This is a genomic window from Empedobacter sp. UBA7611, from assembly GCF_002484365.1.
In the GTDB taxonomy this organism is placed as follows: Bacteria; Bacteroidota; Bacteroidia; order Flavobacteriales; family Weeksellaceae; genus Empedobacter; species Empedobacter falsenii_B.
In genome coordinates this window covers 1-16,606 of sequence record NZ_DLJR01000015.1, presented here as the reverse complement: position 1 = coordinate 16,606, position 16,606 = coordinate 1, and the positions used below count along the sequence as shown (strand labels likewise).

Annotated in this window: 17 protein-coding genes; 11 read left to right on the top strand and 6 right to left on the bottom strand. The window is 31.3% G+C overall.

Annotation, left to right across the window (positions count from 1 at the left end):
- Positions 1 to 2: 2 nt before the first annotated feature.
- The 3 genes from B3R94_RS01625 to efp are packed head-to-tail and all read left to right on the top strand — an operon-like array spanning position 3 to position 2,780.
- Positions 3 to 1,391, top strand: coding sequence for a bifunctional UDP-3-O-[3-hydroxymyristoyl] N-acetylglucosamine deacetylase/3-hydroxyacyl-ACP dehydratase (locus B3R94_RS01625; RefSeq protein WP_135835139.1), 1,389 nt, complete (start codon positions 3 to 5; stop codon positions 1,389 to 1,391).
- A gap of 17 nt (positions 1,392 to 1,408) precedes the next feature.
- The gene (gene lpxA / locus B3R94_RS01620; protein ID WP_038336134.1) at positions 1,409 to 2,194 is read left to right on the top strand and encodes an acyl-ACP--UDP-N-acetylglucosamine O-acyltransferase; all 786 of its coding nucleotides are present in this window, start codon (positions 1,409 to 1,411) and stop codon (positions 2,192 to 2,194) included.
- Between the two features lie 19 nt (positions 2,195 to 2,213).
- Positions 2,214 to 2,780: an elongation factor P gene (gene efp, locus B3R94_RS01615; protein WP_038336113.1), complete on the top strand. Its 567-nt coding sequence runs from the start codon at positions 2,214 to 2,216 to the stop codon at positions 2,778 to 2,780.
- Positions 2,781 to 2,876: 96 nt separating this feature from the next.
- On the opposite strand, the gene B3R94_RS01610 is transcribed toward efp, so the two are convergent.
- The gene (locus B3R94_RS01610) at positions 2,877 to 4,538 is read right to left on the bottom strand and encodes a M64 family metallopeptidase (RefSeq protein ID WP_291098158.1); all 1,662 of its coding nucleotides are present in this window, start codon (positions 4,536 to 4,538) and stop codon (positions 2,877 to 2,879) included.
- Positions 4,539 to 4,695: 157 nt separating this feature from the next.
- Between B3R94_RS01610 and B3R94_RS01605 the strand changes: the two genes are divergently transcribed.
- Both B3R94_RS01605 and B3R94_RS01600 read left to right on the top strand, forming a co-directional pair.
- Entirely contained in the window at positions 4,696 to 5,352 is a 657-nt protein-coding gene (locus B3R94_RS01605; protein WP_291098154.1) for a SanA/YdcF family protein, read from the top strand.
- A gap of 10 nt (positions 5,353 to 5,362) precedes the next feature.
- On the top strand, positions 5,363 to 5,734 hold the full coding sequence (locus B3R94_RS01600; RefSeq protein ID WP_038336116.1) for a hypothetical protein: 372 nt from the start codon (positions 5,363 to 5,365) through the stop codon (positions 5,732 to 5,734).
- A 56-nt stretch (positions 5,735 to 5,790) separates the two neighbouring features.
- On the opposite strand, the gene menD is transcribed toward B3R94_RS01600, so the two are convergent.
- Both menD and fabG read right to left on the bottom strand, forming a co-directional pair.
- Complete coding sequence (menD, locus tag B3R94_RS01595; protein WP_280051849.1) at positions 5,791 to 7,461, bottom strand: 2-succinyl-5-enolpyruvyl-6-hydroxy-3-cyclohexene-1-carboxylic-acid synthase; 1,671 nt, start codon at positions 7,459 to 7,461, stop codon at positions 5,791 to 5,793.
- An 82-nt stretch (positions 7,462 to 7,543) separates the two neighbouring features.
- Positions 7,544 to 8,287: a 3-oxoacyl-[acyl-carrier-protein] reductase gene (gene fabG, locus B3R94_RS01590; protein WP_038336119.1), complete on the bottom strand. Its 744-nt coding sequence runs from the start codon at positions 8,285 to 8,287 to the stop codon at positions 7,544 to 7,546.
- Positions 8,288 to 8,432: 145 nt separating this feature from the next.
- Between fabG and B3R94_RS01585 the strand changes: the two genes are divergently transcribed.
- Positions 8,433 to 8,816 (top strand): hypothetical protein, encoded by a 384-nt coding sequence (locus tag B3R94_RS01585; RefSeq protein ID WP_280051847.1) that lies wholly within the window; start codon positions 8,433 to 8,435, stop codon positions 8,814 to 8,816.
- A 65-nt stretch (positions 8,817 to 8,881) separates the two neighbouring features.
- Positions 8,882 to 9,259 (top strand): hypothetical protein, encoded by a 378-nt coding sequence (locus tag B3R94_RS01580; protein WP_291098151.1) that lies wholly within the window; start codon positions 8,882 to 8,884, stop codon positions 9,257 to 9,259.
- A gap of 59 nt (positions 9,260 to 9,318) precedes the next feature.
- Here the strand turns inward: B3R94_RS01580 and metK are convergent, their stop codons facing one another.
- Positions 9,319 to 10,578, bottom strand: a complete 1,260-nt coding sequence (metK, locus tag B3R94_RS01575) for a methionine adenosyltransferase (protein ID WP_038336123.1) — start codon at positions 10,576 to 10,578, stop codon at positions 9,319 to 9,321.
- Positions 10,579 to 10,904: 326 nt separating this feature from the next.
- Here metK and B3R94_RS01570 point away from each other — a divergent pair, with 326 nt between their 5' ends.
- Both B3R94_RS01570 and msrA read left to right on the top strand, forming a co-directional pair.
- Complete coding sequence (locus tag B3R94_RS01570; RefSeq protein WP_115001022.1) at positions 10,905 to 11,366, top strand: Lrp/AsnC family transcriptional regulator; 462 nt, start codon at positions 10,905 to 10,907, stop codon at positions 11,364 to 11,366.
- A gap of 66 nt (positions 11,367 to 11,432) precedes the next feature.
- Positions 11,433 to 11,966, top strand: a complete 534-nt coding sequence (msrA, locus tag B3R94_RS01565) for a peptide-methionine (S)-S-oxide reductase MsrA (RefSeq protein WP_115001021.1) — start codon at positions 11,433 to 11,435, stop codon at positions 11,964 to 11,966.
- 28 nt (positions 11,967 to 11,994) lie between these two features.
- Here the strand turns inward: msrA and B3R94_RS01560 are convergent, their stop codons facing one another.
- A complete protein-coding gene (locus tag B3R94_RS01560) occupies positions 11,995 to 13,350 on the bottom strand; it encodes a DEAD/DEAH box helicase (RefSeq protein ID WP_291098147.1) in 1,356 nt (451 codons plus the stop codon).
- Between the two features lie 109 nt (positions 13,351 to 13,459).
- Here B3R94_RS01560 and argS point away from each other — a divergent pair, with 109 nt between their 5' ends.
- On the top strand, positions 13,460 to 15,232 hold the full coding sequence (gene argS / locus B3R94_RS01555; protein WP_221856844.1) for an arginine--tRNA ligase: 1,773 nt from the start codon (positions 13,460 to 13,462) through the stop codon (positions 15,230 to 15,232).
- A gap of 62 nt (positions 15,233 to 15,294) precedes the next feature.
- A complete protein-coding gene (locus B3R94_RS01550; protein WP_125349813.1) occupies positions 15,295 to 15,765 on the top strand; it encodes a DUF1810 family protein in 471 nt (156 codons plus the stop codon).
- Between the two features lie 38 nt (positions 15,766 to 15,803).
- On the opposite strand, the gene B3R94_RS14225 is transcribed toward B3R94_RS01550, so the two are convergent.
- Entirely contained in the window at positions 15,804 to 15,986 is a 183-nt protein-coding gene (locus B3R94_RS14225; RefSeq protein ID WP_369012344.1) for a T9SS type A sorting domain-containing protein, read from the bottom strand.
- Between the last annotated feature and the right edge of the window lie 620 nt (positions 15,987 to 16,606).

The window sequence follows — 16,606 nt, the reverse complement described above, 5'->3', positions numbered from 1 at the left end:
TAATGTCTGATAAACAAAAAACTTTAGCGAATGAAGCCGTTCTAAAAGGTGTTGGCTTACATACAGGTAAATTTGTTACCTTAACATTTAAACCAGCCGAACCAGATACAGGATTTGTATTTGTTAGAACAGATTTAGAAGGTCAACCTCAAGTAGAAGCTGATGCACAATATGTTGTGAGCACAGCTCGAGGAACAACTTTAGAGAAGAAAGGAGTTAAAGTACATACAACAGAGCACGTTTTGGCGGCTTTGGTAGGTATGGATATTGATAATTGTTACATTGAAATTGACAATGCGGAACCACCAATTATGGACGGTTCTTCTCGTTTTTTCGTCGAAGCAATAGAATCTGCTGGAATTGTAGAGCAAGATAAAGACAGAGAATATTATAGAATTAAAGAAATTGTAACGTATGTAGATCCAGAAACAGGATCAGAAATCACAGCGATTCCTGCAGATGAATACCAAGTTACAGCAATGGTAGATTTCGGAACGAAAGTTTTGGGAACTCAGAATGCAACTTTAACATCTATCAAAAATTTCAAACAAGATATCTCTCAAGCAAGAACATTTTGTTTCCTACACGAGTTAGAGCAATTGTTGGAAGCTGGTTTAGTAAAAGGTGGAGATTTAGACAATGCAATTGTTTATGTTGACAAAGAAATTACGCCAGAAACAAAAGAAAAATTATGTAAAGCATTCAATAGAGATGATGTTTCTATTCGTCCGAATGGAATTTTAGATCACTTGACTTTACATTATCCTAACGAAGCTGCTCGTCACAAATTATTAGATGTTGTGGGAGATTTGGCTTTAGTAGGTAAAAAATTGAAGGCTAAAATTATTGCAACAAAGCCTGGACATCATACCAATACAAATTTTGCTAAGAAATTAAGCAAACAAATTAAATTAGCGCAACGTAACAAAGTGCCAGAATTTGATTTGACAGCAGAACCAGTTTATGATATTAATGATATCATGAAGTTATTACCACATCGTCCACCATTTTTATTGATTGACAAGGTAATTTCTAAAAGTGCAACAGGTTTAATCGGCGTGAAAAATGTAACGATGAACGAGCCTTTCTTTGTTGGACATTTTCCTAAAGAACCTGTTATGCCAGGTGTATTGCAAATTGAAGCAATGGCACAATTAGGAGGGTTATTGATTTTAGGAGAATTAGAAAATCCTCAAGATTATTCAACTTATTTCATGAAAATTGAAAGTGCTAAATTTAAACGCAAAATTATTCCAGGTGATACATTGGTGTTTAAATTAGAGTTGGTTGAACCAATTAGAAGAGGAATTGTTCATATGCAAGGAATTGGATATGTGAACAATCAAATTGCTGTGGAAGCAGAAATGATGGCAGTTATTACAAAAGAATAATTAAAGAAATGGAAGTTATGAATCATCCGATGGCATATGTTCATCCAACTGCAATAATAGGTGAAAATGTTACAATCAGCCCTTTCTCTTCTGTTTACGAAGATGTAGAAATTGGTGATGGAACATGGATTGGTCCTAATGTAACAATTATGTCAGGAGCGCGTATTGGAAAAAATTGTAAAATTTATCCAGGTACAGTAATTTCTGGTGAGCCTCAAGATTTGAAGTACGAAGGTGAAAAAACTTTAACATATATTGGTGACAATACAACGATTCGTGAATGTGTTACTGTAAACAAAGGAACTAATGCATTAGGTTATACTAAGATTGGTGACAATTGTTTGATTATGGCAACTGCGCATATCGCGCACGATTGTGTTGTAGGAAATAATGTCGTAATCGTAAATGCGGTTGGTTTAGCAGGACATATAGAAGTTGGAGATTTCGCTTTTATTGGTGGTTATAGTGCGGTTCATCAATTTACAAAAATTGGAGAACATGCTTTTGTAGCTGGTGCGACACAAATTCGTAAAGATGTTCCTCCGTACGTTAAAGCAGCAAAAAATCCTGTTGCTTATGCGGGAGTTAATGCAATTGGATTGAGAAGAAAAGGTTTCACATCTGAAGAAATCTTCGAAATTCAAGGTATTTACAGAATTTTATATCAACAAAAAAATAACGTATCTCAGGCTGTAGAACAAATCTTAGAAAAATTCCCAGATTCACATTATCGTGAAGTGATCCTTGATTTTATCGATACAAGTGATCGTGGAATTATGAAAGGATATAGCTCGGGAGTTTAATAAAATAACAATAGAATAAATGGCAACAACTTCTGATATCAGAAAAGGTTTATGTATTATTTTTAATAATGATACGTATAAAATTATCGAATTTTTACACGTAAAACCAGGTAAAGGACCTGCTTTCGTTCGTACAAAATTAAAATCATTAACTAACGGAAAAGTATTAGACAATACATTCTCTGCTGGTCATAAAATTGAAGAAGTTCGTGTAGAAACACGTAACTACCAATATTTATATGAAGATGATAATGGTTTCCACTTCATGAATAATGATGATTTCTCTCAAGTTTATTTAAACAAAGATTTGATTGATAATTCACAATTTATGAAAGCTGGTGACGAAGTAAAAATCTTGTTCCGTGCTTCTGATGAAACAGCTTTAGCAGCTGAGTTACCAACTACAGTTGTAATGGAAATTACATACACAGAGCCAGGTCTTAAAGGTGATACAGCTACAAATGCTACAAAACCTGCAACGACAGAAACTGGTGCTGAAATCCGTGTTCCTTTATTCATCAACGAAGGTGATAAAGTAAAAATCAACACAGAAGATGGTTCTTATGTAGAACGTATTAAAGAATAATTATTCTGAAATATAGATAAAAAAAGCGACCTTTTGGTCGCTTTTTTTATTACAATTTTATTGTAACTTTTTCGCTAGAGCATGTCGTTTCTTTATCTATTTTCTTGACAAAAATTGGGTAGAACCTAAGAATTCATTTTTGATTGTGATAGATGATGAATCACTCCCTTTATAAACCGTTTTATTCTCTTTTGGATCGAAATTATAGATTCTATTTCCATCTTCATCCAACCATTCGAATTTATATTTCTTATCGTCAGTATTTTTTAAAGAAAGGATAATTGTTCCGTCTTTTTTATTTTGTTTGATACTAACTTTTTCAGAAAGATTAATTTTTTCTAAAACAGTAATTTGGATCGCTTTTCGTTCAGATTTTTTGTTATTCCAATTACTTTCTATGTAAAAAGTCTTATTCTCAGTAATAGTTGGACTAATAATATTATTTCCTTTTGCAAATGGTTGTATAGAATTTGGCTCATCATACCAAAAATATTCAATCTCAGCTTCTGGATTTTTTACCGTTAAAGCCTGATGTCCATTGTAACAACTTTCTTGATTTTCGCCCCATGTCAAAATTGGTGGAGTTAAATTCACATTATTAGGTTTTGAAATTTCCCATTGCGTTGTGTACATATGATTCGCATGATTTTCTTTTCTTACTAATTGCGTTGTATCCGTTACTTCTGCTCTTAAAATATTTTTTTCTAAGTTGAACTGACCTTTATTTAAATGAATAGAATCTAAATTTTCTGCAATCAATTTATTATTCAAAATCCATTTTATTTTCAACGTATTTGGAACTGTTTTTACTAAATTAAGTGTAAAAGCATTCATGTTTTCTGTGTTAACAGGAGTATCAATAGCGGGTTTTGTAGAAATAATTGGATTTGTTTTTTGATGAATTACTTCAATAAATTCTTCTTGACAAACATTACAAAAAGGCGCAATTAAATACTGCATTTTACAGAATTCGTGCGGACGAAACCATTGCGCTCTTGCATCTTTTTCACCATACGCATAAATTCCAATTCCATTTGTTCCAATCCAATTTTTCCAAGGAACATCTTGCACATTCTGTGTTTTATTTGGACCAGGAACCGTATACAACGGACCAGACCAATATTCGTCAGACAACTTAGCAAACGAATGTCCAATTTCGTGAACAGCAATATCATTACTTTTAAAATTAACTGTTGTCGTCGCAAATTCTCCTCCAGAACCACCATAAAAAGGAGAATTAACAAGAATTACAACTTGACTATAATTAGGGATGTTATCTTTCAGAACTTGTAATACTTTTTCATTTTTCGTTGGCACAACTAAACGATGAATTCCCGAAATATCAAAACTACTTCCGAAAATTGTATTTGGATTAGTTTTCGGAACTTCATATTTCTTTACAAATTTATTATAGCGTTCAGGTAATTGATCCCAATCCACTTTTTCTGTAGGACATTCTTTGGTAGAATACGGATGAATTGCACCAGATTCCTCAGAAATACTATTTACAACAAACACATTAAAGTAATTGGTATATTGACTTAATGGCTCCGTTTTGAAAAAATAATCTGTAAACCTTTTCGCATCTTCTTTGTAATATTTTAACTCATCTTTTGTATAACCATCAGCCAAAACAACAAGGTTGATAATGTTTTTATCACTTCCTTGATATTGCAAGGTGTCAATGTCAAATTTTTGTGCAGATAGAAATGAAGCTGTAAATAAAGTGGTGGCTAGAACGAATAATTTTACTCTCATAGTTGTGTTTTGAAAAAATAATACGCAATATAGTAAGATGGATTTTTTTAATGAAATTTTGCTTTTAAATATTTATTATAGGATCGAAGTTCTTAAATCATTATAAAACTGAAGAATATATTGTATTTTTAAGACAAGAAATAATCTTGAATCAACTATGAAAATCAAAACCAAAAAGTTTCTGAAAAAATCTTTTTATACTTTACTTATTTTAGGAGTTTTAAGTCTTTTGTTCACTGCTTTTGCGAATTATAAAATAGAAAATTCTACGGAAGAATTTGTCTCAGATAAATTAGAAATTTTACCTAAAACTAAAGTTGCGGTTGTATTGGGAACTGCGCCAAATTTGGTGAGTGGTTATCAAAATTATTATTTTACATATCGTATAGAAGCAGCGACAAAATTGTATCAATCAGGAAAAGTGACGCATTTTATTTTGAGTGGAGATCATGGTCGGAAAAATTACAATGAACCTGAAGCGATGAAACAAGCGTTGATAAAAAATGGAATTCCAGAAAATGTGATTTATTTGGATTATGCAGGTTTTAGAACTTTAGATTCGATGATACGTGCAAAAGAAATTTTTAGTCAGAATGAATTTATTGTAGTTTCCCAAGAGTTTCACAATCAACGAGCAGTTTATATTGCACGTCAAAACGGAATTAATGCGTATGGTTACAGTGCAAAAGATGTCAATAAACATGCTGGATTAAAAACAAATATCCGCGAGTATTTTGCTCGAACGAAAGTTTTTATTGATAGCTTTTTTGGTGTTCAACCAAAGTTTTTAGGAGAGAAAATTGAGATAATTTAATTTTTATTCAATGAATAAAGATATAAAGCAAATAATGAGTAAAATGCTTCTAATTCAATCTTCTGATTGCATTTTTATTTATGGTAAACACAATTTTAAAATAAATAATGAATTAGATTTTACTTTTGATTTTGAAGAATTAGTAGAGTTAAATATTGTAGAAAATAATATTGAGAAGAATCTTTTTACTTCCATCATTAGTCATTGTAAAGGAATTATTAAAAATAATTTTATTGTTGATTTGACTAGTTACAGAAACGCTGAGAATTTATATGTGTATTTAAAGGAAACATCCGAGTATTATGTTATCATTTCAATCGGAGAATACCAACCTAGTTTATATAGAATTTATATAGAAGGTGTCTTTTTGAAAATGTTTTAGGAAAATTATTTGAATTAAAAAGAGAAACCAAACTAATGATTTCTCTTTAATATTTTTTACTTCAAACTACTAAAATATCCTCTCAAAATAGCATCGTTAGCAGAATTTCGTGTATCAATTTCTAAAATCTTCGGGCGATTACTTTCTGCATAAAAATCTTCAAAAGTATTTTCTAAATCAGTTAAATTTGAAACAACTTGGTATTCAAAACCATACATTTTAGCTAAATGTTCGGCAGTGAAATGATGTTTTGTTTCAAAATAATCTTCAACAACATCTGTTTCAGATGGGCCAGGAATAAATTTGAAAATATTTCCTCCGCCATTATTGATCAAAATAATTCTGAAATTATTCGGCATGTTTACATTCCATAACGCATTCGAATCATAGAAAAACGAAATATCTCCCGTAATCATCACCGTATTTTGACCAAAAGCGATGCAAGCCCCAATCGCTGTAGATGTAGAGCCATCAATTCCACTTGTTCCGCGGTTACAAAAAACAGGATTCGAATTGTTGTGATCATACAATAATCCGTAACGAATAATGGTTGAATTTCCGTACTGAATTTGCCAATTTTCAGGATAATTTCTAATAATGGAATCAAATGCTTTCAAATCACAAAATGGAATCATATTGATGTAATTTTTGTGTTTGATATTATTCGCTTCTCGTATCGAATTCCATGTGTTGTAATATTCTGATTCTTTTGGATTAACAAACGGAACAAATTGTTCTAGAAACAATTCAGGTTTCGTCTCAATTTTATCTGTTAATGCTTGGAAAGTGTCTGGTTGCCAATATTCATCTAAATGCCAATGTTGCGTTGGCTTTTGATCACGTAAGAATTTTTTAATCTTTTTGGAAACGACATTTTGCCCAATTGTCAATAAAATATCAGGTTTCAACGCTTCTAATTCTTCTTCCGAATAAGGGAAAATAACTTGATCTATTTTATTGAAAAATCGTTCATCATGAATATTTGATGTTACTTCTGTTAACACAACAACCGAATCATCTTGCGCCAATTGTTTTACAAAATGATCAAATTTGGCATCAGGATGATGTAATCCGACCAAAATCATTTTACGCGTCGAAGCATTCCAACGTTTCATCAAATCAATTACATCAATTTCTGGATAATCTTTTGCAGGAATTGTAATTGTATCAATTTCAATATCTGGTGTTGTTACAGATTCGTACAAAGGCTCAGAAAAAGGCATATTGATATGAATTGGCGCAGATTTGTGCATACAATCAATCAACGCATATTTCGTCAACAACATATTTCGCGTTAAATCATCCGTTTCTTCACTTTCGGAAAGTTGTACATTATGAACTGAATGTTTCTCAAAAATATCTTTTTGGCGAATGGTTTGTCCATCAAAATTATCAACCAAATGCTCGGGACGATCTGCAGAAAGCACGATTACAGGAACATTTTGAAAAAAAGCTTCCGTAATTGCTGGGTAATAATTTGCCGTTGCCGAACCAGAAGTACAACAAACAACAACAGGTTTCTGAATTTGCTGTGCCATTCCCAAAGCGACAAATCCTGCCGAACGTTCGTCGATTACACTATAAGTTTTGAAACGTTTGTCATTCGCAAATTGCATTGTTAATGCTCCGTTTCGAGATCCTGGCGATAATACGATATGATCAATTCCGAAAGCCAAAAAAGTTTCAGCAATCAATTGAACATTTAATTTATTTGATATTTTTCTCAACGTAGTTGTCTTAAATTATAAAAGGTTTTGATTAGCAAATTTACTAAACAAAACCTTTCAAAAAGTATGATATTTTTAAGAATTAAGTATGTAAACCTCCGTCTACACTCAAAACTTGTCCTGTTACATAACTTGATAAATCTGACGCTAAGAATAAACATGCATTTGCAACGTCTTCTGGTTGTCCTCCACGTTTTAATGGAATTCCATTACGCCATTCTTCAACAACTTTTTGGTCTAAAACTTCTGTCATTTCAGTTTCGATGAAACCTGGTGCAATTGCATTACAACGAATATTACGAGAACCTAATTCTAATGCAACAGATTTAGAGAAACCAATTAAACCAGCTTTAGATGCTGCATAATTTGCTTGCCCAGCATTTCCTTTGATTCCAACAATAGAAGACATGTTCACGATAGATCCAGAACGTTGTTTCATCATTGGTTTGATCACTGCTTTTGTTAAGTTGAAAGCCGAATTTAAGTTTGTTTGAATTACTTTTTCGAAATCTTCTGCAGACATTCTCATCAACAAATTATCTTTCGTAATTCCAGCATTATTAATTACAATATCAACTTGACCAAACTCAGCAATTACATCTTCTACTAATTTTTGAGCAGCTTCGTAATCAGAAGCATCAGATTGATATCCTTTTACTTTACCGAATTGTCCCAATTCTTCTTCCAAAGCTTTTGCTTTTTCTACAGAAGAAGCATAAGTAAAGGCAACGTTAGCGCCATTTTTCACAAAAACTTCAGCAATACTTTTTCCAATACCGCGAGTTGCGCCTGTAACGATTGCTGTTTTACCTTGCAATAAATTCATGTTTATAGGTATTATATATTGCTTCAAAAATACGATTTTTTGTGAGAGTTAAAAATGTAAAAAAATACTTTATCAATTTTATTTAACATTTTATGGTATTATAATTGAAAATATTGATTGCTATAACCAATAAAAAAATAAAAACATGAAGAATCTATTGAAATTTTTGGCGGTAACATTTTTCGCCTTATTTGTATTCACAGCCTGTAATGATGATGACGATCCAGCAAATAACGATTTTTTTGCAGGAACTTACAAAGGAAGTATAAGTTATAAAGACGCGAATAATTCATTATCAACTCAAAATGGAAGTGTGTTTGTGACAAAAATTGCAAGTGGAACAAAGTATAATTTTGCTTTTTCGAATAAAATCCCAGATTTGAATGGAGTTGAATTTGAGAAAAAAGGTGATAATATGTTAGTTAGTATTGGATCTAATGAAAATTCATACATTAGAATTGATAGTAAAAAACTAACAATTTTATACACCAAAGATGGTAAAACTTGGACTGCAAATACTACAAGATAATTGGTGTGAAGCAATAAAAAGTAGAATTTTTTGTTGAATGTAGTTAAATATATAAACTGATGTTTATGAAAACGAGTTTATTTTTGATGACTATTTTGATGATTTTATTTTCTTGTAATAATGAAGATGATAGCCAGAATACTATTTACAAAGAAAAATATGAAAGACGTTTTATTATTTTTCAAGATTCTTTAGGAGGAATTGTTCAAGATAGTGGAGTAGTGCAAGTTTCTCAATCTAAGAATTTATATAAATTTGATTTTATCACAACTCAAAAAATTGATCCGATAGAAAATATTCAAATGGAAATGACAGGAAGCAATTCGTTAAGAAACGTGGGTTGGACACCAACAAAATTGATTGTACTTTCCAGAGATAGTATCAATATTTCTTACAAAGAAGGAAAACGATATTGGTTAGTCAATTCGATTAGTAAAAATTAAACATAAAAAAATCCACTCAATATTGAGTGGATTTTTTAGTATGATTTAAAATTTTCAGATTATAATCCGAAAGCTGTTTTAATTTGATCTACGAAGTCTAATTTTTCCCAAGTGAATAATTCAACTTCAACTTCAACAACATCTTGTCCATTAGCAGATTCAAAACGTTTTGAAACCGTTTTTGGTTCTCTACCTAAGTGTCCGTAAGATGCAGTTTCTTTGTAAATAGGATTTCTTAATTTTAATCTTTGTTCGATTGCGAAAGGCTTCATATCAAAGATTTCAGAAACTTTTGTAGAAATTTCTCCTTCAGTTAACTCAACTTTTTGAGTTCCGAATGTATTTACTAATAAAGAAACTGGAGCAGCAACACCAATTGCATAAGAAACTTGTACCAAAACTTCGTCTGCAACACCAGCTGCAACTAAGTTTTTAGCAATATGACGTGCAGCATAAGCAGCAGAACGGTCAACTTTTGATGGATCTTTTCCTGAGAAAGCACCACCACCGTGAGCACCTTTACCACCATAAGTATCTACAATAATTTTACGACCAGTTAAACCTGTATCTCCATGAGGTCCTCCAATAACGAATTTTCCTGTAGGATTGATATGGTAAGTAATACTATCTGTAAATAAATCGCGTAAATGAACAGGTAGTTGCGCTTTAACACGAGGAATTAAAATACTTACTAAGTCATTTGTAATTTTATCTCTCATAGCTTCTTCGTTTGCGAAATCATCATGTTGAGTAGAAATTACAATTGTATCGATACGAACAGGTTTGTTGTCATTATCATATTCAATTGTTACCTGAGATTTAGCATCAGGACGTAAATATGGCAATAAATCTTTTTCATATTTACGGATATGCGCTAATTCTTTCAATAATCTGTGCGATAAATCTAACGCCAAAGGCATATAGTTTTCAGTTTCACTTGTAGCATAACCAAACATCATTCCTTGGTCACCAGCACCTTGCTCTTCGTCAGATTGTCTGTCTACACCTTGGTTAATATCTGGAGATTGCTCGTGAATTGCAGATAAAATTCCACAAGAATTTGCATCAAACATATATTCACTTTTCGTGTAACCAATTTCAGCAATTGTTTCTCTTGCTACACGTTGTAAATCAATGTAAGAATTAGATTTTACTTCACCTGCTAAAACAACTTGTCCCGTTGTTACTAAAGTTTCACAAGCTACTTTACTTTTTGCATCAAATGCTAAAAAGTGGTCAAGAATTGAATCAGAAATTTGATCGGCAATTTTATCTGGATGCCCCTCAGAAACTGATTCTGACGTAAATAAATATGACATTTCTATACTTTTTTTTAAATGATAGAGGGGAGGATAAACTGAAGTCCTGTTTTAGCAATTGTTTTATGAGGTTGCAATCAGTCAAATCTTTCCTCTCGATTTTTCGAGCTCAAATATACAATGAATAATATGAATAAAGAAAGATATTTAACATTTATTAGTATATAAAAATTATAGAGTTTAACTTTTTATCTTTTTTTAGAATAGAACAAAAACGGTGTGTTTTAATAAATTATAAATATATTTTCTGTAAATGATTATTTTTTTTAATCTATATAGATAATTATTCAAAATAATATTGTTACTTTAGAAAAAAATTAATTGAAATGAAATTTGACACTCTCGATCAACAGCTTCTAATGTATCTACAAGAAAATAGTAAAATTACCTATAAAGAATTATCTGATAAGTTAAATTTATCGTCAACCGCAATCCATGAAAGAATCAAGAAATTAGAAAAATCAGGAATTATTTCTAAATATGTTGCGCTTGTAAATAGAAGATTAATTAACAGAGAACTTTTGGTATTTAGTCATATTAAGTTACAACAACATTCTGCTGATAACATCAAGATTTTCGAAAACGAAATTGTGAATTTAAAAGAAGTTCAGGCGAGTTATCATGTAAGTGGTGATTACGATTATATTATCAAAATGTCTTTCGAAAATATGGACGAATACAGAGATTTTATGGTAAATAAACTAACAACAATAAAGGTAATTGGTAGTACTCACAGTACTTTTGTGATTGGTGATGTAAAAGATGATACCGCTTTCCAATTGGTATAAAAATATAAGAATGGTTCTGATAAATTAGAACTTTTTTTCGATTGAATAAGTAAAAATAGAGAAGACATGAGCAAGGAAATAGCAGTTTTAGGAGCTGGTTGTTTTTGGTGTGTGGAAGGAATTTTTAATTCGATAAACGGAGTAGAACAGGCTATCTCTGGATTTGCAGGAGGGAATGTAGAAAATCCTACTTATCGTCAGGTTTGTGATACAGATACAAATCATGCAGAAGTTGTTGAAATTACTTTTGATAATAAAGTGATTTCGTACAAAGAATTATTAGAAATTTTTTGGAATATTCATAATCCAACACAGTTAAATAGACAAGGAAATGATGTCGGTACACAATATCGTTCTAGTATTTTTTACACATCAGAAGAACAAAAAAAGCAAGCGGAAGAATCGTTAAAAGAGTTTGATAACGGAACTTTGTATGAAGATAAATTCGTTACAACAATAGAGCCTTTAGATAAATTTTGGCCAGCCGAAGATTATCATCAAGGTTATTACAATGAAAATCCAGATCAGCCATATTGTTCGGCAGTTGTTGGACCAAAAATTGCAAAATTTAAATCTAAATTCAAACAGATTTTAAAATAAGAAAAGCGACCAATTGGTCGCTTTCATTTTATTTTCCTTTTTTACGTGCTTTCGCTTTTTGTTTTTGCTGACCACGGTTTTTAGGTTTAGATTTTGGTGGTTTACGTTTTGTAGGACCACCTAAATTCACCTTTTTATTTTTATCTTTTTTCTCGTGAAATGCTGCACCACGTTCTTCAATTTTTACAGTTGTAAGTTGTTTCATTTTTACAACATCTTTCTCAAATTCACGTTTTACAGGATTTATTTTTACGTCCTCTTCTGGAAAAGGAAGTTCGTTAATCTCTTTATCCATCAATGTTTCAATAGCATCTAAACGTTCAATTTCCTTTTCAGAAAAATAAGAAATCGCTTCTCCTTTTTTATCCGCACGTCCTGTACGCCCAATTCGGTGAATATATTGTTCTGGAATTTCTGGAATTTCGAAATTGATAACATGCGTAACATCAGGAATATCCAAACCACGAGCCATAATATCTGTCGTGATAATTCCTCGGTATTCATCTCTGGTAAAGGCTTCCATTGTTCTCAAACGATAATTTTGAGATTTGTTAGAATGAATTACTCCAAATTCATCTGGATAAATTTCATCTAAATGATTAAAGATTAAATCAGCATGTTTTTTATTGTTTGCGAAAATTAAAACTTTCTCAAATTTTGCTTTGTCTCCTAATTGATGAACAATTAAATTCAATTTTGTATTGAAATTCTCAACTGGAATAGCCAATTGAGTGATTTTTTCTAATGGTGTTCCTGAACGAGCTAAGGAAATTTCAATAGGATTTTTGAAATATTCGTGTAACATATCATCTACTTGATCTGTCATCGTAGCAGAAAATAAAATGTTTTGACGTTTTTCGCTCATCATTGTAAATAAATGAATCAGTTGCGGACGAAAACCTAAACTCAACATTTCGTCAAATTCGTCAACCACTAATTTCTTCATTTCTTTGAATGATAATACATTGTCTATCGCCAAATCTAAAACACGACCTGGTGTTCCAACCAAAATATCAACGCCTTCATACACCAATAATTTTTGAGTATTGATGTTTACACCACCATAAATTCCTAAAACACGAACATTGATAAACTCTGTTAATTGCTCTAAAATATCGGTAACCTGAACAACTAATTCGCGTGTCGGAACCAAAATAACAATCTTTGGTTGATTCGTTTTAGAGTATTGATAAGTATTCAACAAGGGTAATAAGTAAGCCATTGTTTTACCTGTACCTGTTTGGGCAATTCCCATTATATCTCGTCCAGAAAGAATCGGTTTGAATGATTTTTCTTGAATTGGAGTTGGGGTTGTGATATTCAACTTTTCTAAAGCCGAACTCAATTGTTTTGTTAATTCGAAATCCGCGAATGTAGCTTTCATTTTGCAAAGATAAGTTTTCTTGATGACTTCTTAAAAACTCAATGTGCAATCCGTTCAAATTCGTTGAAACTTCGTACTTTTGCATTTCGATTAAGTAAAAAGGAATAAAATGAGTTTAAAACAATACATCACACAGAATGTTTTAGAAGCGATTCAAAACGTTTATCAAATTAACCCTGAATCTGTTGAAATTCAGTTTACAAGGAAAGAGTTTGAAGGTGATTATACATTGGTTGTTTTCCCATTAATCAGAACTTTGAAAGGTAAACCAGAAGAAATCGGTACTAAAATCGGTGAAAATTTGGTTGAAAATAATAAAATTACAGCGTTTAATGTTGTAAAAGGTTTCTTGAATATGAGTTTAAGCTCAGTAGAATTTTTAGAAAATTTTACTCAAAATGCTCAAAATTCAACTTTTGGAATTACGAAAGTTGATGAAAATTCGAAAACAGTAATGGTAGAATATTCATCGCCAAATACGAACAAACCTTTGCATTTAGGACATGTTCGTAATAATTTGTTAGGATTTTCAGTTTCTCAAATCATTGAAGCAGCAGGAAATAATGTGATTAAAACACAAATTATTAACGATCGTGGGATTCACATTTGTAAATCGATGATCGCTTGGGAAAAATTTGGAAATGGTGAAACGCCAGAATCTGCAAATATGAAAGGCGACCATTTGGTTGGAAAATATTATGTAGAATTTGACAAACATTATCGTCAAGAAATCAAAGAATTAGAAGCACAAGGAAAAACTGAAGACGAAGCGAAAAAAGAAGCGCCAATTTTCTTAGAAGCACAAGAAATGTTGCGTCAATGGGAGGCACATGAACCAAAAGTTATTGAGCTTTGGCAAAAAATGAACGGTTGGGTATATGATGGTTTCGCGAAAACGTACAAACGTCTTGGTGTTGCTTTTGACGAATATTTATACGAATCGAATACTTATATTTTAGGAAAAGATATTGTTGAAGATGGTTTAAACAAAGGTGTTTTCTACAAAAGAGAAGATGGTTCTGTTTGGATTGATTTGACTGCAGAAGGTTTGGACGAAAAATTAGTTTTACGTTCGGACGGAACTTCAGTTTATATCACGCAAGATTTGGGAACAGCTGTAGAGCGTTTCAAAAATAATCCGACGTTAGAAGAATTGACGTATGTTGTAGGTAATGAGCAAGATTATCACTTCAAAGTTTTATTCTTAATCTTGAAAAAATTAGGTTATTCTTGGGCTGATGCTTTACATCACTTGTCTTACGGAATGGTTGATTTACCAAACGGAAAAATGAAATCTCGTGAAGGAACAGTTGTAGATGCTGATGATTTGATGCAAGAAGTTTACAATACTGCAAAAGAGATTTCTGAAGAATTAGGAAAATTAGACGGAATGTCTGATGATGAGAAAGCTGAATTGTACGAAACAATTGCTATGGGTGCTTTGAAATATTACATTTTGAAAGTAGATCCTAAGAAACGTATTTTATTCGATCCGAAAGAATCTGTAGATTTTAATGGAAATACAGGACCATTTATTCAATATACTTTTGCGCGTATTCAGTCATTATTGAGAAAAGAATCCCCAAAAGAATTTGATGCAAATGCAATAGAATTGAATGATGCAGAAAAAGAAATTATTCGTGCATTATACGATTTCGAAGATACAATAGAAAAAGCGGCGACAGAAATGAGCCCAGCTTTGATTGCTAATTACGTATATGAGTTGGTGAAATTATTTAATTCATTCTACCAAAACAATCCAATCTTGAAAAATGAAGATGAAAACGTGAAAAATTTCCGTTTATATCTTTCTCAATGGGTTGCAAATACGATTCAGAATTCGTTACGTTTATTAGGAATTGGTGTTCCTGAAAGAATGTAATCGACTTAAAAAAAAATAAAATGCCTCATCAATTTGGTGAGGTATTTTTTTAACTTTACAATATGAAAATAGGAGATTTACTGAAACAAAAAGATCCCCACGATAAATTTAATTTGAAACGATTTCACGATGCGCAAAGTTTTGTGTACGATGAAATTTTGATGGAAGTTCATGCAGGAAAAAAGCAAACGAATTGGATTGTTTTTATGTTTCCTCAATTAGTTGGTTTAGGTTCTAGTGATTCGTCATTAGAATTTTCAATTTCTTCAAAAGAAGAGGCGAGAGCTTTTGTAAAAGATGAAGAACTTTGGGGAAATTATTTAGAAGTTTTATCTGTATTATTAATGCGACATAAAGGCGTAATTCCGCAATTAATTTTCGGAAAAAATGATGCAATGAAACTGAAATCAAGTTTGACATTATTCAACTTTATAGTTCCGAAAGAAAAAATTATCAAAGATGTTTTGAAGTTTTTTTATGCAGATCAAGTCGATAAAAAAACATTAAGTATATTGAAACAAATGAATAAATAAAAAAATCTCGAGCATTTGCTCGAGATTTTTTTGTGAGATTATTTTTTTACAATAACTTTTGTTGAGGTAACTTCATCATCAGATTGAATATTAACTATATAATTTCCATTATTTAAATCAAAATTAATATCTTGAGAAGAGCTTAAAGATTTTACTAAACTTCCGGAGAAATTATAGACATTGATTTTAGTATTTGTGTTTTTTAAGTTTGAAATAAAAATCTTTCCATTAGAACTTATAACTTTTACAGAATTTTTTGTTGATAAGTTTTTTGTTGATAGAGTAGAGGTTGTTCCTAGCTTTCCGTCATAAACTTCTACTTTATATATATTTAAAGCTTGATCACCTCCTAAATAAATAGTTCCTGCACCTCCCTTATATTCAATGTAATCGGTTGGAATATTGTCATTACCATTTACATCAACTTTACTAATAACTTCTTTTCCATCTGTTATATATAATGTTCTCGTTCCAGAAGAGCTTCCTGATTTAAACCAAACTTTTATTTTAACTGGTTCTGTGACAGAAAAGAATAAATATCTTTTTGGATATCCAATGCAAACTCCTAATGAATAATATATCTGCTGTAATTATCTAAAATTTGCTTAAATAATATCATAACCATCCAATAATCTTTAAATAAATATAATCAGTCTCCCACATTTGATGAACGAAATTGTTTTTATCTTTAAATTCATTTGCGGCTGAAACCAAAATATGATTGGGAGCTGAAATTAAATCTCGTTTCCTCAATATCCGATTAATACTCGATTCTGAAATATAAATTCCTAGTTTATCGGTCATTTTATAAGCTAATTCTCTCTGTAATCTTCCCTAAAAA

What these genes read in the sequence shown, in the direction of transcription:
- B3R94_RS01560 (WP_291098147.1), bottom strand. Translation starts at nt 13,350, where the DNA reads ATGAAAGCTACATTCGCGGATTTCGAATTAACAAAACAATTGAGTTCG.
- B3R94_RS01605 (WP_291098154.1), top strand. Translation starts at nt 4,696, where the DNA reads ATGAAAATCAAAACCAAAAAGTTTCTGAAAAAATCTTTTTATACTTTA.
- metK (WP_038336123.1), bottom strand. Translation starts at nt 10,578, where the DNA reads ATGTCATATTTATTTACGTCAGAATCAGTTTCTGAGGGGCATCCAGAT.
- msrA (WP_115001021.1), top strand. Translation starts at nt 11,433, where the DNA reads ATGAGCAAGGAAATAGCAGTTTTAGGAGCTGGTTGTTTTTGGTGTGTG.
- B3R94_RS01580 (WP_291098151.1), top strand. Translation starts at nt 8,882, where the DNA reads ATGAAAACGAGTTTATTTTTGATGACTATTTTGATGATTTTATTTTCT.
- fabG (WP_038336119.1), bottom strand. Translation starts at nt 8,287, where the DNA reads ATGAATTTATTGCAAGGTAAAACAGCAATCGTTACAGGCGCAACTCGC.
- B3R94_RS01585 (WP_280051847.1), top strand. Translation starts at nt 8,433, where the DNA reads ATGAAGAATCTATTGAAATTTTTGGCGGTAACATTTTTCGCCTTATTT.
- B3R94_RS01570 (WP_115001022.1), top strand. Translation starts at nt 10,905, where the DNA reads ATGAAATTTGACACTCTCGATCAACAGCTTCTAATGTATCTACAAGAA.
- lpxA (WP_038336134.1), top strand. Translation starts at nt 1,409, where the DNA reads ATGAATCATCCGATGGCATATGTTCATCCAACTGCAATAATAGGTGAA.
- B3R94_RS01610 (WP_291098158.1), bottom strand. Translation starts at nt 4,538, where the DNA reads ATGAGAGTAAAATTATTCGTTCTAGCCACCACTTTATTTACAGCTTCA.
- B3R94_RS01625 (WP_135835139.1), top strand. Translation starts at nt 3, where the DNA reads ATGTCTGATAAACAAAAAACTTTAGCGAATGAAGCCGTTCTAAAAGGT.
- B3R94_RS01550 (WP_125349813.1), top strand. Translation starts at nt 15,295, where the DNA reads ATGAAAATAGGAGATTTACTGAAACAAAAAGATCCCCACGATAAATTT.
- B3R94_RS01600 (WP_038336116.1), top strand. Translation starts at nt 5,363, where the DNA reads ATGAATAAAGATATAAAGCAAATAATGAGTAAAATGCTTCTAATTCAA.
- argS (WP_221856844.1), top strand. Translation starts at nt 13,460, where the DNA reads ATGAGTTTAAAACAATACATCACACAGAATGTTTTAGAAGCGATTCAA.
- efp (WP_038336113.1), top strand. Translation starts at nt 2,214, where the DNA reads ATGGCAACAACTTCTGATATCAGAAAAGGTTTATGTATTATTTTTAAT.